The organism is Microbacterium sp. LB12 (assembly GCF_037150835.1).
Lineage (GTDB): Bacteria > Actinomycetota > Actinomycetes > Actinomycetales > Microbacteriaceae > Microbacterium.
Genome location: NZ_JBBCPF010000005.1, coordinates 65,794 through 81,014 on the forward strand (window position 1 = coordinate 65,794; position 15,221 = coordinate 81,014).

The window sequence follows — 15,221 nt, forward strand, 5'->3', positions numbered from 1 at the left end:
AGCCTCGGGGTAGAACCTGTGCCGCGGATCAGCGCTTGAGGTTGGTCAGCTCCTGCAGCACCTCGTCGCTCGTGGTGATGATGCGGGCGTTCGCCTGGAAGCCGCGCTGGGCGACGATGAGGTTCGTGAACTCCTGCGAGAGGTCGACGTTCGACATCTCGAGCGCGCCGCTGATGATGCCGCCGAGACCGTCGGTTCCCGCCTGGCCGAGCGTGGGCTGTCCGGAGTTGCCGCTCGGACGGAACTGCGAGGAGCCGGCCTTCTCCAGGCCGCCGGGGTTGACGAAGCCGGCCAGCGCGACACGGGCGAGCACCTCGGTGTCGCCGTTGCTGAACGTGCCGACGAGGCTGCCGTCGTTCATGAGCGCGTACGAGCTCAGGGTGCCGGCGGGCTTGCCGTTCTGCTCCTTGATGGCGATGTCGCTGACGTCGGCGAACCCGGTGACCGCGGAGAGGTCGACCGTGATCCCGCCGGAGACGATCGACGATGCGCCGGCCTGCTTGCCGTCCGTGAACGCGAGCGGGGTGTTCGCACCGCCCGGCTCGGTCACATTCCACCCGGTCGCGGTGCGGGTGAAGGTGAGGCGCAGCGACGTGGCCGTGCCCTCGGCATCGTAGGTCTTGATGTCGCGCACCAGGGTGTCACCCACGGCGGCGCCCGAGGGCAGGTTTCCGGTGACGCGCGCCGTGGTCGTCGCAGTCGCGGGGCTCAGCGCGCCCACGGGAAGCGTGATGTCGCCCGTTCCGGCGCCGGGGACGATCACGCCGCCCTGTGCCGTCCACCCCTGCACGAGTGCGCCATCGGCGGAGACCAGCCGGCCGCTCGCGTCGAAGGAGAATCCACCGTTGCGGGTGTACAGCGTCTCGCCACCGGAGCGGACCACGAAGAAGCCGTCGCCCGCGATCATGAGGTTCGTGGGCACACCGGTCGGCTGCGGCGCACCGGAGGCGAAGTTCGTGCTGATGCCGGCGACCTGCACGCCGAGACCCACCTGTGCGGGGTTCTGCCCGCCGATGGCCTGCTGCGGCATCATCGAGTTCCGCACGAGCTGCGAGAGCGAGTCCTGGAACTGCACGGCCGAGGCCTTGAAGCCCGTGGTGTTGACGTTGGCGATGTTGTTGCCTGTGACGTCGAGCATGGTCTGGTGCGAACGCAGACCCGAGATTCCGGCGAACAGAGAGCGAAGCATGGTGATGCCTTTCTGGAAGGGGCTGGTCAGGACTGCGAACGGGGAGCGAAGGAGACGCCGGAGATGGCGTCGAGCGGGATGGAGGCCTCGCCGATGGTGACGAGGGGGACGGCGCCGGCGTAGGAGACCGAGGTGACGATGCCCTTCTGCGTCACGCCCTTGTCGTCGGTGTACGACGCCTCATGGCCGATCAGCGCGGCGGCCGTCTGACGCATGCTGAGCGCGAAGCTCTCGTTCGACGTCGCCGTGAGGGCGGTCAGCTGCTCCATGGAGGCCAGCTGGGTGGTCTGCGCGATCATCTCGTTGGTGTTCATGGGCGAGCTGGGGTCCTGATTCGTCAGCTGCGTGACCAGCAGCTTCAGGAAGACCTCGGAGTCGAGCGTCTGCTTGCGCTCGGTCGGGGGCGTCGTGCTGCCCGTGTGCACACCGGTGGGCGGGATGGTGCCGGTGATGGCGTCGACCGTGGTCATGGGGGTCCTCTCGGGTCAGGCGAAGATGTCGATGCCGCCGTGCGGCGAGACGGGGGAGGTGGGAGCTGCCCCGTCCGGAGCGGGCGGGACGTCGTCGAGCGCGGGTCGAGCGGGAGCCGCGTCGCGACCGGCGGGGGCGCCGTTGCCGGGCTGGCTGCTGTTCGAGCCGGTGGGGGTGCCGTTCGCGCCGCCGTTGTGCGCGCTGCCGTTGCCGCTCGCGAGACTCTGCGACGTGGCCGGGCCGTCGTCGGAGGTCGAGAGCAGGAGGGAGGCGTGCGGCGCCGCCACGGCCAAATCCCGCCGGAGGTCGGCGAGGATCCCCCGCAGCGCCTCGCGTCCGAGGTCGTTCGGTGCGTGCAGCTCGATGTGGATGGCCCCGCCCGAGATGTGTGCGCGCACGGTGACGGGGCCGAGGTTCTCGGGCGACACCGTCAGCGTGAGGCTGTGGTCGCCGTCGGGTGCCTGTGCGAGGGCGACCACCGGCGTGGTCAGCTGGGGGAGCAGGGCGGGGCGAGTCGTGGGCACGGCGGCGGGGGCGGACGCCGCGTTCACGGGCGACGGCGGAGGCGCGCTGCCGACTGCGGCAGGTGCAGACGGCGTCTCGGCCGGGGACAAGGATGAGGTCGCAGCGGAGTGAGGCGTCGCGGGGGCCGTGCCGACCGGGGGCGTCGGTGCGGCGGCATCCGTGGCGTCGTCGGGTGCGGGTGCGGTGGGATCGAGGGCTTCGGCCCGGGCCGCAGCGGGCACGGCGGGGGTGGACGCGGCGGCGGGCCGATCCGAGGGCGCCGGTGCGCCGGCCGCGGAGCCGGTGGGCGTCGCGAGGCGCGCGGTGGTCTCCGCCGCGGCATCCGTCACGGTCGTCGGGTCGACCGAGGTCCGGGCGGCGGCCCCGACGAGCGGCCCCGCGTCCTGACCGCCGCCCGTCGCAGTGCCGGTCGCGCGTGGATCGGTGGCGGCTGCCGTCGCGGCAGTGCGGATGCGCACCGCGTCGGCGAACGCGGGCTGCGCGCGGACGGCATCGGACGCGGACGTGGCGGCGGCCGGTCCCGCCGATGCGGAGGGTGCGCTGTTCGGCGAAGAGGGTGCGGACGGACTCGCCGGGACCGTGGCGGAACGGGCATCCGTCTCGGCGACCGTGCCGGTGTCCAAGTTCGCGGTGCCGGTGGTCGCCGCATCCGCGGGGGTCATCGCGCCGGCCGCATCCGCGCCGAGCGGGTCGCCCGCCATCGAGAGTCCGGCGAGCGTCGGCACCGGCGCGGGGACGACCACAGGCAGGTTCGACGCGGTCGACGGGTTCGCGAGGTCGGCGGAGGCGTCATCCGTCGCGGTCTCTGCCGCCGGAGCGCTCGTGTCGTCGCCGGAGAGGCGCTCGGCGTCCTGGATGACGTCGGCGAAGGCCGCGCCACCGGGGGTGGCGGCGCGCGAGGCCGATGGCGCACCCGTCGGCCGGGACACTCGCGGGTCGAGCATGTCCATGATCCCGAGCGCCGTCATGACTGCCCCTCCGTGCTGCTGCGTGATCCGATCTCGTCGAGCTCGGTCTGCTCGGCGCGCAGCTCTTCCGCCCGCACCCGCACGGCGTGGGCCTGGGCGAGCCGGTCGAGGCCGCGCATCGCCCTCCGCGCCTCCGCGTGCTCCGTGCGGGCTTCGGCGACGGTCTGCTCCTGCAACTCCGACAGCGTGGTCAGGTCGGCGAGCAGACTCCGGCCGGCCACCCGCGCGGCGGCGAGCGCGGCGAGCGAGCGCACGTCGACGGCCTCGCTGCCCGCGCCGGCCAGGTGAGCGCGGAGCGAACGGTCCCTGGCCTCGGTGTGCTGGGCGTCGATCACGGCACGCGACAGTCGCTGTGCGGCCGCACGCTCCTGGATCTCGCGCACACGCAGCAGTCCGGCCAGCGAGAAGGCCCGCGTCATGAGACACCTCCGAAGGCGGCGACGAGCTCGTCCAGCCGGCGCCACGACTCGTCGATGTCGCTGGTCTCGTCGAGCGACTGGGTGAGGAAGGCGCTGATCGCCCGCTCGTTCGCGATGGCCGCGTCGATGCGCGCGTCCGCCCCCGGCTGGTAGGCGCCGATGTCGATGAGGTCGTTGGCGCGGCGACGCGCGGCGAGCACGGCACGCAGGGTCGCCGCATGCGCCCGATGCTCGGGACCGGTGACCTTGCCGGCCACGCGGGAGACGGAGCCGAGCACGTCGATCGCGGGGTGGTGGCCGGACAGGGCGAGAGCACGATCGAGCACGACGTGGCCGTCGAGGATCGAGCGCACGGTGTCGGCGATCGGCTCGTTGTGGTCGTCCCCGTCGACGAGCACGGTGTAGATCCCGGTGATCGAACCGCGCTGGTCGGTGCCGGCGCGTTCGAGGAGTCCGGCGAGGAGCGAGAACGTGGACGGCGGGTATCCCCGGGTGGCCGGTGGCTCTCCGGCGGACAGGCCGATCTCGCGCTGCGCCATCGCGACGCGGGTGAGGGAATCCATCATGAGGATGGCATGGGCGCCGTCGTCGCGGAAGGCCTCGGCGATCCGCGTGGCCGTGTATGCCGCCCGGATGCGGGCCATGGCCGGCTGATCCGAGGTCGACACCACGACCACGGCGCGGGCGAGCCCTTCCGGGCCGAGGCCGTCTTCGATGAACTCGCGCACTTCGCGACCGCGCTCGCCGACCAGGGCGATCACCGTCACCTCGGCCTCGGTGCCGCGCGCGATCATCGACAGCAGCGACGACTTGCCCACCCCGGATCCGGCGAACAGCCCGACGCGCTGTCCGCGTCCGACGCTGACGAGCGTGTCGAGGGCGCGCACACCGAGCGGGAGCGGGGACTCGATGCGGTCGCGGCCCATGATCGAGGGCGTGGGGTGGTCGAGGCTCACCGGGATCGCTCCGGTGAGCGGTCCCTTGCCGTCGATCGGTCGACCGAGGCCGTCCAGCACGCGGCCGAGCAGTGCGCGTCCGGTGGGCACCCGGAGTGCGCCTCCGCGCCCGCGGACGGGGGCTCCGACGGTGAGGCCGGCGACCGGACCGAGCGGCATGCACCGGAGTCCGCCCTCGCCGATCGCGACGACCTCCGCGTCCACCCCGTCCAGTGTCACCACATCGCCCACCGCGCCGTCGAGACCGCGTACCTGCACGCTCAGCCCTCGTACCTGGGAGACCGCGCCGACGCGTTCGGGCCGCACGGCCTCGCGCACCGCGCCCCAGGCGGTCATGCGCCGGCCTCGTCGAGGGCTGTGCGGGCACGGTCGAGAGCGCTGCGGATGCGGGCGTCGATGTGGCCGTGGTCGAGCGTCGCGACGGCGTCGCCCCGGTCGAGCGTGTCGTCGGGGACGAGGGCGAACGCGGTGGGCTCCTCGCCGAACTCCTGCAGCGTGCGGAGGTCCTCCGGGTGCAGTCGCAGTTCGCGGATGTCGGCGGGCTCGACGTCGGCGAAGGCGCGGCGCGCGGCGATGGCGGCGGCGGCACCCGCGTCGGTGAGCTCGCCGGCGATGATCAGCTCGGCCAGTTCGATCGCGTGCCGCAGCACGGTGTCGTGTCCGGCGGCGGTCAGCTGGTGCTCGCGGTCGTTGAGCGAGCGCGCGGCGGCGTGGAGGGCGGCGACGGCCGACGCTCGTTCGCGCGCCACCACCGCATCGCGCACGGCCTGTTCGCTCTCAGCCAGGCGACGCGCGGCTTCGGCCTCGGCGGTGCCGGCGCGGTACCCCTCCGCGTGTCCCTCGGCGTAGCCGCGCATGCGGGCGCGCGCATGCTCCGCGCCGTCCTCGCGTCCGTCGAGACGCGGGAACAGCACGGGCGAGAACGCGTCAGTAGACATATTCGTCCTCGTCCGCGCGCTGCACGGTGATGTCTCCGGCCGCCTCGAGGGCGCGGATCGTGCGGACGATCTCGGCGCGCGCCTCCTCCACCTGCGACACGCGCACCGGTCCGAGCGTGCGGGCCTCCTCGTCGAGGTTCTCCCGGTTGCGTTCCGAGACGTTGCGGCGGATGAGGTCGGCGATCGGCTGGTGCGCGCCCTTGAGTGCGAGGGCGAGCGAGCGGATGTCCATGCCGCGCAGCACCCGCTGCGTGTCGCGGTCGTCGAGCTTGACGATGTCGGCGAACGTGAACATGCGCGAGCGGATGTCCTCCGCCAGTGCACTGTCGCGGTCTTCGATGCTCGCCAGCAGCGCCTTCTCGACGGTCGCCCCGGAGCGGGCGATGATCTCCACGAGCGGTTCCACGCCGCCGAGCACCTCGGGGGTGTCTCTGGCGGCGAGCGAACCGGTGCGGGTCCGGAGCGCGTCGGCGACGATGGCGATCGCGTCCTGGGATGCGGTCCCCATGGTGGCGATCGCGTGGGCGACGTCGGTGCGGATCGGGTCGGGCAGTGCGGCCAGCACGGCGGCGGCCCGATCCGTGGGCAGGTGCGCGAGCACGAGCGCGACGGTCTGCGGGAGCTCGCCGTCGAGGATCGTCGCGAGCTGCGCCGGATCCGCGGTGCCGAGGAAGTCGAAGGACGAGGCCATCGAGGTGGAGCCGACGCGACCGAGCACGGCGGCGGCACGCTCGGCGCCGAACGTCGCCTCCAGCAGGCCGGCGGCGATGTCGCGTCCACCGCGGGCGGGCGGCAGGTGACCCGACGCGATCCGGTGGAACAGCCCGAGCGCCTGCGCGGTGGTGGCAGCGTCGAGGTTCTGCAGGTCGATGATCTCCGCGGCGACGGCCTCCGCCTCGGACTCGGAGAGGTGCTTCATGACCTCGATCGCCTGGGCGCGATCGAGATTCATCAGGACGACGGCTGCGGTCTGCCGATCGGTCAGCCCGGTCATACGTGCTGCCTGTCGTCGATGAGGGTGCGCAGCAGGTCGGCTGTGCGCTTCGGGTCCTGCCGGGTGAGCGAGTCGATCTCCGCACGGCGGCGCTCGAGGCTCACCTGGGCGGGCTCGGGGTCGGGCTCCGGCTCCGGGTCGGGTGTCGTCTCCAGGAACGCCAGCGGCGTGGTCGCGGCTTCGAGGGCGGCGGTCGGTGCCTCGGCCCCGAGAGCGGAGAGTGCGGGAGGGCGCTCGCCGAACAGCTGGTCGAACTCAGTCGCCGCACTGCTGCGTCGGCGCGCGCGCATGATGAGGAAGATGACACCGGCGAGCAGCGGGATGGCGATCGCGGCGGCGATGATCACCGTGTTCAGCAGGCTCGACATGCGTGCGGCACCCTCCGCGTCCTTCGCGGCCTGCAGCGCGGCCTGGGCGGCTTCCGAGTCGGTCTGGCTGAACGCGACGAGCTCGACCGTGATGTCGTCGCCGCGCTGCTTGTCGATCCCGGCCGCGGTCGCCACGAGATCACTCAGCTGCGCGGTGCTGAGGTTGCCGCCCGCGCCGGCGTCCACGGCCACCGAGACGGACTGGCGCAGCAGCGCCCCGGCCGGGGTGGAGGTCGACTCGGTGCTCTTGTTTACCGCGTTGGTCTTCGACTCCTCGGTGGACTCGAACGTGCCGTCGCCCGCGCCGCCCGGCACGGCGATGTTGTCGGGGCCGAGGACCCCGGCGTTCGTTCCCGAGCCGTTCTGCGTCTGGTTGCGGGTCTGCTCGGTGAGCGGGGGAGCGCCTTCTGCGGGGGTGTAGGTCTCTTCGACGCGCTCGCTCACGGAGCGGTCGATCTCGGCCACGACGGTCACGGTGGCGTTCCCGGCGCCGACAACCTTGTCGAGCATCTGCTGCACGCTGGCCGTGACGCGCGCCTCGTAGTCGGTGGCCTGCTGGTCGATGCCGCCGGTGGTGCCGACGCCCGCGGCCGAGAGGGTCTGGCCGCTCTGGTCGATCACGGCGACGTTCTCGGGCTTCATGCCGCTCACGGCCGCCGAGGTGAGGTGCACGATCGCCTCGACCTGCTTCGGGCTCAGGGTCGAGCGTCCGGAGGTCTCCACGAACACGGACGCCGTGGGGTCGACGGTCTCGGAGACGAACACGCTCTCCTCGGGGATGGCGAGCTGCACGGAGGCGGCCGTCACGCCGTCGATGGCGGAGATGGTCGCGGCGATCTCGCCTTCGATGGCGCGCTTGTAGGTCACGGACTGCTGGAACTCGGAGGTGGTGACGCCCATGTCGTCGAGCAGCGAGTAGCCGCCCGAGCTCGCGCTGGGCAGGCCGGCGGAGGCGGCGGCGAGGCGCTGGTCGTACACGTCCTTCTCGGGGACGAGCACGGTGGCTCCGCCGTCGGCCAGCTCGTAGGGCACGGACGAGGAGCGCAGCTGCTCGACGACGGCGTTCGCGTCGGTCGCGCTCATCCCCGAGAACAGCGGGGTGTAGGTGGGGCGGGTGAGCCAGCTGGAGAGGGCGACGATCCCGAGGGCGAGGACGGCGACGCCGATGATCGCGATCGTGCGCTGCGCGAGCGAGAAGCCCGCGATGACGCGTCCGATCCGCTGGAACACGTTGGTGACGGCCTGGGGCATCAGGCCTGCATCCGCATGATCTCGTTGAACGCGTCGACGCCCTTGTTGCGCACGGCGGCGACGAGTTCGAGGGTCACCGCGGCACGGGACGAGGCGATCATTGCCGAGTGGATGTCGTCGAGGTCGCCGGTGACCGCGGCGACCTTGAGCTTGTCGGATTCGGACTGTAGCGAGCGCAGCTCGTCGATCGCGCCGGTGACGCTGTTCGAGAACGCCGTGTCGTCCGCAGCTTTCGCGGGCGCTGGCGCGGGGGCAGGGAGTGTGAAGCTCGAGGAGATCGCCTCGATGCCGGAGAGTGCGGCCATCAGCTGCGTCCGATCTGCAGTGCCGATTCGTAGGAGTTGCGGGCGCGGTCGACGATGGCCGCGCTCGCCTGGTAGCCGCGCTGGGCGAGGATGAGCTGGCTCATCTGGTCGCCGAGGTCGATGTCGGGGTAGCGCACGTAGCCCTCGGCGTCGGCGAGCGGGTGGTCGGGCTGGTGCACGAGGCGTCCTTCGGCGCTGCCCTGCACGGTGCCGGCGACGTACACGCCGGGGGACTGCGTGCTGGTCTGGGCCATGATGTACCGCGCCCGGAAGGCGTCGCCGTTGCTGGGCGTGGCGGTGTTGATGTTGGCGATGTTGTCGCTGATGGCGTCGAGCCATTTGCGGTGCACGGTCAGTCCGGTGCCGGCGATGCCGATCGCGTCGAAGGTCATGACGTCCTCATCGCCGTGCGCATCGACGTGAACGACCCGTTCACGGCCTGCGTGGCGAACTGGTAGCGCAGCATCGTGTCGATGCTGGAGAGGGTCTCGGTGTCGAGGTTGACGTTGTTGCCGTCCAGGCGGGTGGGCTCGAGCGAGGTGCGCACGGTGGCGCCGACGCGCCCGTCTCCGGCGTCGATCGATGCCGCGAGCGCCTCCTCGAACTGCACGCGCTTGGCGTGGTAGTTCGGGGTGTTGATGTTGGCGATGTTGTCGGAGATCGCGCGCTGGCGCAGCGAAAGGCCGTCGAGCGCACTCGTGAGTGCGTTGAAGGTCACTGAATCGAACACGAACCGGCTCCCCGTGTGTGGCTGGTGTGGCCGATCCCTGGCCGAGTGTCGTGAGCGATCCGTGCTCGGACTGCTCTATCGGCACGTCGGGCGGCGATGTTAGGGAGCGGTCTCACCCGTCGACGTCGAGGAATGCGGGGGCGTCGGATCGTCCGGTGCCGGGGATGCGTCGCATGGCGCTCAGGTGCTGGCGCAGATCGTCGAGGTCGGCGCGGGCGCGGTCCATCGCGGCGCGCTGCTTCTCGACCACGTGTCGTGCACGGTCGGCGAGGGCGGCGGGCAGTGATGAGGCCGGCGGGGTCCACGGTTCGATGTCTGCGGCGTCGGCGGTGCCGGGCGCGGAGGCGAGGATCCGGTCAGCGTCCTTCTCGAGGCGGTCGAGCAGCGCGGTCCATTCGTCGACGCTCACGCCCGAGCCTCGGCCACCGTGCGGGCGGCTTCGTGCCAGGCGTCGCGCAGCGGCGCGATGATCTCGTGGCAGGCGTGCGTGCGCTCGGGGTCGCGTCCGATGTTGGCGCCGATGAGGGTCTGCGACAGGAACGTGTACAGCGACCGCAGGCCGGCGCTGCCGTTCCATTCGTCGGTGAGGGAGGACGACAGCTCGGTGACGATCGCCTGTGCGTGCTGCAGCTGTGCGTTCGCCTCTTCCCAGTCCTCGGCGCGCTGGGCGGTCTCGCCGCGCTCGATGTCGAGCAGCAGGCGGTCGTACAGCATGGTGACGAGGCGCTCGGGCGGAGCCGACAGCACGGCGTCCTCGCGGTAGCGCTGCTGGGCGCGCAGGGCGGCGTTCATGCTCATTTGCTCGATCCCGAACTCGAACCGGACAGGGAGGCGATCTGCGAGCTGAGGTAGGACGACTGCGACTGCAGCTTCGACAGCATCACCTCGAGCTGGGCGTAGGTGCGCTCGAGGGAGGACTTCCGCTGCGCCAGGCGCACGTCCCAGCGCTCCATCTGCTCGCCGAGGCCCTTGACCTCGTCCTCCTGGCCGGTGATGCGGGAGGTGAGCATGCCGTCGTACTTGTCGGAGTAGATCTTGGCGGTGTCCTGCACGCGGGCGGCGACGTCGGAGAACAGGCCGGTGACCGCGTTCGGGTCCTTCGCGAGTGCTTCGGCGAACTTCTCCTCGTCGAAGCTCAGCACGCCGTACATGTCGGTGGAGATGCCGATGGACGAGGGCGAGACGCCGTCGACGGGGTGCTGCACGGCGTCCGCGATCGCGGTCCGCAGCGCCCGCACGGTGCTGTCTCCGGTGAAGACGCCGAGGGTGGTCTTCCCGCCGGGGGCGGCGGGGACGGTCGACTTCGAGCCGTTGTCGATGCGGGTCAGGATGTCCTTGATCGCGGCGATGAACTCCCCGGAGGCCTTGGTGCGGGCCGCGGTGTCGATCGTCACGCCGATCGTGACGGGGTCGGCGGAGACCGCCGACACGGTCACGTCGACGCCCTCGAACAGGTCGGTGAAGGTGTTGCTGGTCGAGGTGAGCACCTGCTCGGCGCTGGTGCCCGCCCACAGACGGAGCTGGGCGTCGCTGCCGACGGCGATCACGGCCGCACCGGTCTCGGTGGCGAGGTCGGTCGCGCTCCCGGCCGTGACGGCGGCGATGTCGCCGCGGTACGCGCGGAACTGGCAGGCTTCGCCCGGGTCCGCGGCACGCAGCTGCAGGCGCTGCTGGGGGTTGCCGTTCGCGTCGCGTCCGGCGGGGACGGCGGTGGCGACCACGCCGAAGCCGGCGTCGTTGATCGCCTGGGCGACCTGCTGCATCGAGGTGCCGTCGACCTCGATCTGACGGCGTTCGCCCTTCGAGTTCTCCAGGGTGATGACGGGCGGATCGACGGGCCAGCCGTTCGAGGCGGCGGAGACGATGGTGTGGTTCTTGGCGACCTTGTCGACGACGATGTCGGCGGAGAGCGGCGCGGCACCCGTGCGGGTGGCGACGGTGACGGTGGTCGACGAGGACGAGGTGGTGAAGCGGGCGAGGCCGTCGGGCGAGGATGCCTTCTCGGCGAGCGTCGCGAGGTTCTGCAGGGCGCTGTTGAGGGTGCGCAACTGGGTGGCGACGACGTTCTTGTCGTCCATCTTCGCCTTCAGGAGCGTGCGCGGGATCGCATGCACGTCCATCATCGCCTTGATGACCTCTGTGGTCTTCAGGCCGGACACCAGGCCGTCGAGCGAGAGCGACATGCGCGCCTTTCCGATTCAGATGCAGGACTGAGGAGGTCCGGGCGCCGGGGGACACCGCCGCCCGGACCTCCTACGGCAGGGATCAGCGCAGCAGCTGCAGCACGCCCTGGTTGGCCTGGTTGGCCTGGGCGAGCATCGCCGTGCCTGCCTGCGACAGGATGTTCTTCGAGGTGAACTTGACCATCTCGGACGCCATGTCGGTGTCGCGGATGCGGCTCTCGGCAGCCGACAGGTTCTCTGCCGACACGTTGAGGCTGTTGATGGTCGACTCGAAGCGGTTCTGCAGCGCACCGTAGCCGGCGCGAGCAGTCGAGACCGCCTGGATCTGCGTGTCGATGCCCGCGAGCGCCGCACCGTAGGTCGCCGCGTCGGTCATCGTGGCGCCGAGCGTCTTGATGTCGGCACCGAGGGTGGTGAAGTCGGTCAGGGCGACCGAGATCTGGTCCTCGGCGGCGACAGCGCCCGCACCGACCTGGAACGTCAGCGTCGTGCCGCCCGAGAGCAGCTTGATGCCGTTGAAGTTGGTGCTCGCAGCGATCCGGGTGAGCTCGTCGCCCAGGGCGCTGATCTCGGTCTGGATCGCGTCGCGCGACTTCGTGTTGTTCGAGTCGTTCGCACCCTGTGCCGTGAGGTCGCGCACTCGCTGCAGGATCGAGTGGACCTCGGTCAGGGCGCCTTCCGCGGTCTGGATGACCGAGATGCCGTCCTGGGCGTTGCGGGCCGCGACGTTCAGGCCGTTGACCTGCGAGCGCAGGCCCTCGGAGATCGCGAGGCCGGCAGCGTCGTCCGCCGCGCGGTTGATGCGGAAGCCGCTGGACAGCTTCTCCAGCGACTTCGACAGGTCGTTCTGCGTGTTGGACAGGTTGCGGTAGGCGTTGAGCGCCGACACGTTGGTGTTGATCTGCATACCCATAAGGGCTCTCCTCCGTGAATGTGTTGTGCGGAAGACCATCCGTGGTCTCCCGCACACACCTATCGGCGGAGTGAGCGCGCTCGTTAGGAGCGCGGGACGTGGACTATGCGGGCGCCGCCTCGCGGAACACGTCGGCGATGCGGGCGCCTGCTGCGTCGGCGATCCGTGTGAAGTACGCATCGCGCGCTCCGGCGGAGATGCGCGACGAGGTGACCGGTGCCGGCCCTTCCGAATAGAAGCGGTCGAGAGCGTCGCGCAGCAGGCGGATGGCTTCGGACCGCTGCTGCGAGACCGCGGAGTGGGTGACCCCCAGCTCTTCGGCGATCTCCTTGACCGGTCGCTCCTCGAAGTACACGGCCTGCACGATGCGCCGCATGCGTTCGGGAAGGGCCGCGACGGCCTGTTCGAGCACCTCGCGTCGCTCTCCCACGAGCGCCGACTCCTCGGGGAGCGGGATCTCGGCGGCGAGGTCGCGGGCGGACGGGTCGTCGAGCGTGGTCACGGTGCGGGCCGCGTCGCCGAGCGCTTCGACGACGACGTCCTTCGCGACGCCCATCGCGGTGGCGACCTCGGCGGGAGTCGCCGTCCTGCCGAGCCCCGCGGTGAGGGTCTCGCGGACGGCGACGGTCTCCTTGATGCGTTTGCGGATGCCGCGGGATGCCCAGTCCATCGACCGCATCTCGTCGGCGAAGGCACCGAGGATGCGACGGCGGGCGTAGGCGCCGAACGGGACGCCGAGGGCGGGGTCGAACGCGTCGGCCGCCGTCACGAGCGCGAGCGCTCCGACGGCCGCGAGCTCGTCACGGGGGATGTGAGTGGCGCGGGAGTGGGTCTCGGCGGCGAGGTATCCGACCAGGGGGAGGTTGCTCTCGATGAGCACATTGCGCTCAGCGCGCGTCGGCATGGGGGATGATCCACCTCTCTGGATGCACTCCGGAAGTTCCAAGGAGATGAACAGATGCACATATCACACTTCTTGTGATCTGTACATGGGGAGAACTGCCCATCGCCGTTCCACATAGTAACGTTAGGCGCGAGGCGGCCGATAGTGACCTTTGGCCGCGTTATCAGGCGGGGCGATCACTGGGGAAAAGGGATCATGGGAGCCAACGAACTATCGATTCAGCTGTGGCGCGAGCGTGAACTGCTCGAGATGCTGCTCTTCAAACTCGATGAGCAGCAGCTCCTGCTCGCGGCGGGACGATCCCAATGGATCCAGTTTGCCGCACGCGAGATCGATCAGGTGCTCGACCGGCTGCGCGGCGCGGGACTCGCCCGCTCCGTCGAGGTCGCGACCGTCGCCGAGGAGTGGGGGGCTCCCGAGGCGGCGACCATCCGCGAACTGATCGAGCACGCGCCCGAAGGCGCCTGGCAGGAGGTCTTCGCCGACCACCTGCGCGCCCTCACGAAGCTCGCCGCCGAGGTCGAGCAGATGCGCGACGCGAACGCGGAACAGCTCAGCGGAGTGCTGCGTGCGACGCAGGAGACCATCGCCGCGCTCGGACACGACACCGGCGAGTACACGACCACGGGTGACCGCGCCCGCGACGACGCCGCACGCATCGTCGACACCGAGATGTGACCGAGAGGGGATCATGTCGACCTTCAGTGGACTGAACACCGCAGCCAGTGGGCTGGCGGCTGCGCGACGCGGCATGGACGTGGTGGGGCAGAACATCGCCAACCAGAAGACCGAGGGCTACACGCGCCAGCGCGTGATGACCTCGTCCGTCGCCGCAGTCGCGCAGTCGGGCCGATTCAGCGTCGGGGCATTGCCCGGGCACGGCGTCTCGATCGACGGGGTCGCCCGCCTCGGCGACGCGCTGCTCGACGCCCGCGTCCGCGACTCCCTCGGCGCCTCCGGATTCTGGTCGAACCGCGCGGTGGCCGCGACCACGATCGAGGCGTCCCTGGCCGAGCCCACCGAGAACGGACTCGCGGCACGGCTGTCGAAGTTCTGGTCCGGGTGGCAGGACCTCGCGAACACCCCGGACTCGGGTGCGGCGGCATCCAGCATCCTCGAATCGGCGAAGGAGCTCGCCGCGCACATCGCCGGCGGATACCGCACCGTCGCGACGCAGTGGAACAACGCCCGCGCCGCGGCCGAGCGCACGGTCACGCAGGTGAACGCGGCGGCAGACCAGATCGCGGTGCTCAACACCGAGATCCGCGATGCCCTCGCCTCCGGGCGCTCGGCCAACGAGCTCATGGACCAGCGCAGCCTCCTCGCGCAGAACGTGGCACGCATGTCGGGAGCATCGGCGAGCATCGAGATCGACGGCACGATGACCGTCCGTCTCGGCGGCAACGCCCTGGTCGCCGGATCCGACGCCCGTCACCTGGTCCTCAACGGGCCGGCCACGATCGATGCCGGTCAGCGGTTCAGCCTCTCCTGGGCCTCGGCCCCTGACCTTCCCGTGTCGATCGACGGCGGTGAGCTCGGCGGGTCCCTCTCGGTGCTCGCCCCCGCGACCGACGGCGGGATGCTCGCCGGTCTCGCGGCCACCTACGACAAGGTGGCCACGGCACTCGCCGACGCGATGAACGCCCAGCACCGGGCGGGAGTCACCGCGACGGGACAGCCCGGCGGGGATTTCTTCACGGTTCCGGCCACCGGTTCCGCCGCTCTCGGGCTGCAGGTCGCCGTGACCGCCGCCTCGGAGCTCGCGCTCGCCGCCCCTGGAGCGGGAGCGCTGGACGCGACGAACGCCGACCTCATCTCCCAGATCGGTCGGCGCGCGGGTTCCCCCGATGCGCTCTGGTCCGATCAGGTCACTCGGTTCGGTGTCGCAACGGCCGCCGACGTGCAGCGCGCGAAGGTCTCCGACTCGGCGGCGGTCGCGGCCATGGGCGCGCAGCAGTCGGTCGCAGCGGTCGACGGCGACGAGGAGACGATCAGCCTGCTCACCTACCAGACCGCCTACCAGGCCGCAGCCCGCGTGATGACCGCGGTGGATGAAGCGCTCGACGTGCTCATCAACCGCACCGGTCTCGTCGGACGCTGAGCGAAG

Annotated in this window: 18 protein-coding genes; 2 read left to right on the forward strand and 16 right to left on the reverse strand. The window is 71.0% G+C overall.

Features of this window, described 5'->3' with window-relative positions:
• Positions 1-28: 28 nt before the first annotated feature.
• The 16 genes from WFM69_RS10530 to WFM69_RS10605 form a co-directional block, all read right to left on the reverse strand.
• Complete coding sequence (locus WFM69_RS10530) at positions 29-1,189, reverse strand: flagellar hook protein FlgE (RefSeq protein WP_337004388.1); 1,161 nt, start codon at positions 1,187-1,189, stop codon at positions 29-31.
• A 26-nt stretch (positions 1,190-1,215) separates the two neighbouring features.
• Positions 1,216-1,659 carry a flagellar hook assembly protein FlgD gene (locus tag WFM69_RS10535; RefSeq protein ID WP_337004390.1) on the reverse strand — a complete coding sequence of 148 codons (444 nt, stop codon included), beginning with the start codon at positions 1,657-1,659 and terminating at the stop codon, positions 1,216-1,218.
• Between the two features lie 15 nt (positions 1,660-1,674).
• Entirely contained in the window at positions 1,675-3,153 is a 1,479-nt protein-coding gene (locus WFM69_RS10540) for a flagellar hook-length control protein FliK (protein WP_337004392.1), read from the reverse strand.
• On the reverse strand, positions 3,150-3,572 hold the full coding sequence (locus tag WFM69_RS10545; protein ID WP_337004394.1) for a hypothetical protein: 423 nt from the start codon (positions 3,570-3,572) through the stop codon (positions 3,150-3,152). Before WFM69_RS10545 ends, WFM69_RS10540 begins: the two co-directional genes overlap by 4 nt.
• Entirely contained in the window at positions 3,569-4,864 is a 1,296-nt protein-coding gene (locus tag WFM69_RS10550) for a FliI/YscN family ATPase (RefSeq protein ID WP_337004396.1), read from the reverse strand. Before WFM69_RS10550 ends, WFM69_RS10545 begins: the two co-directional genes overlap by 4 nt.
• A complete protein-coding gene (locus tag WFM69_RS10555) occupies positions 4,861-5,466 on the reverse strand; it encodes a FliH/SctL family protein (RefSeq protein WP_337004398.1) in 606 nt (201 codons plus the stop codon). Before WFM69_RS10555 ends, WFM69_RS10550 begins: the two co-directional genes overlap by 4 nt.
• Positions 5,456-6,460: a flagellar motor switch protein FliG gene (fliG, locus tag WFM69_RS10560; protein WP_337004399.1), complete on the reverse strand. Its 1,005-nt coding sequence runs from the start codon at positions 6,458-6,460 to the stop codon at positions 5,456-5,458. Before fliG ends, WFM69_RS10555 begins: the two co-directional genes overlap by 11 nt.
• Entirely contained in the window at positions 6,457-8,079 is a 1,623-nt protein-coding gene (fliF, locus tag WFM69_RS10565; RefSeq protein WP_337004400.1) for a flagellar basal-body MS-ring/collar protein FliF, read from the reverse strand. The genes fliG and fliF overlap by 4 nt, the downstream gene beginning before the upstream one ends.
• A complete protein-coding gene (gene fliE / locus WFM69_RS10570) occupies positions 8,079-8,384 on the reverse strand; it encodes a flagellar hook-basal body complex protein FliE (protein ID WP_337004401.1) in 306 nt (101 codons plus the stop codon). The genes fliF and fliE overlap by 1 nt, the downstream gene beginning before the upstream one ends.
• Positions 8,384-8,776: a flagellar basal body rod protein FlgC gene (locus WFM69_RS10575; protein ID WP_337004402.1), complete on the reverse strand. Its 393-nt coding sequence runs from the start codon at positions 8,774-8,776 to the stop codon at positions 8,384-8,386. Before WFM69_RS10575 ends, fliE begins: the two co-directional genes overlap by 1 nt.
• A complete protein-coding gene (locus WFM69_RS10580; RefSeq protein ID WP_337004403.1) occupies positions 8,773-9,114 on the reverse strand; it encodes a flagellar basal body rod protein FlgB in 342 nt (113 codons plus the stop codon). The genes WFM69_RS10575 and WFM69_RS10580 overlap by 4 nt, the downstream gene beginning before the upstream one ends.
• A gap of 112 nt (positions 9,115-9,226) precedes the next feature.
• On the reverse strand, positions 9,227-9,523 hold the full coding sequence (locus WFM69_RS10585) for a hypothetical protein (protein ID WP_337004404.1): 297 nt from the start codon (positions 9,521-9,523) through the stop codon (positions 9,227-9,229).
• Positions 9,520-9,912 carry a flagellar export chaperone FliS gene (gene fliS, locus WFM69_RS10590; protein ID WP_337004405.1) on the reverse strand — a complete coding sequence of 131 codons (393 nt, stop codon included), beginning with the start codon at positions 9,910-9,912 and terminating at the stop codon, positions 9,520-9,522. The genes WFM69_RS10585 and fliS overlap by 4 nt, the downstream gene beginning before the upstream one ends.
• Positions 9,909-11,297, reverse strand: a complete 1,389-nt coding sequence (fliD, locus tag WFM69_RS10595) for a flagellar filament capping protein FliD (RefSeq protein ID WP_337004406.1) — start codon at positions 11,295-11,297, stop codon at positions 9,909-9,911. Before fliD ends, fliS begins: the two co-directional genes overlap by 4 nt.
• Before the next feature lie 82 nt (positions 11,298-11,379).
• Positions 11,380-12,210 carry a flagellin N-terminal helical domain-containing protein gene (locus WFM69_RS10600; protein WP_337004407.1) on the reverse strand — a complete coding sequence of 277 codons (831 nt, stop codon included), beginning with the start codon at positions 12,208-12,210 and terminating at the stop codon, positions 11,380-11,382.
• A 103-nt stretch (positions 12,211-12,313) separates the two neighbouring features.
• Entirely contained in the window at positions 12,314-13,114 is an 801-nt protein-coding gene (locus WFM69_RS10605; protein ID WP_337004409.1) for a sigma-70 family RNA polymerase sigma factor, read from the reverse strand.
• 195 nt (positions 13,115-13,309) lie between these two features.
• Between WFM69_RS10605 and WFM69_RS10610 the strand changes: the two genes are divergently transcribed.
• Both WFM69_RS10610 and flgK read left to right on the forward strand, forming a co-directional pair.
• Positions 13,310-13,792 carry a flagellar protein FlgN gene (locus tag WFM69_RS10610; RefSeq protein WP_337004411.1) on the forward strand — a complete coding sequence of 161 codons (483 nt, stop codon included), beginning with the start codon at positions 13,310-13,312 and terminating at the stop codon, positions 13,790-13,792.
• Between the two features lie 13 nt (positions 13,793-13,805).
• Entirely contained in the window at positions 13,806-15,215 is a 1,410-nt protein-coding gene (flgK, locus tag WFM69_RS10615) for a flagellar hook-associated protein FlgK (RefSeq protein ID WP_337004412.1), read from the forward strand.
• The last annotated feature ends 6 nt before the right edge of the window (positions 15,216-15,221 follow it).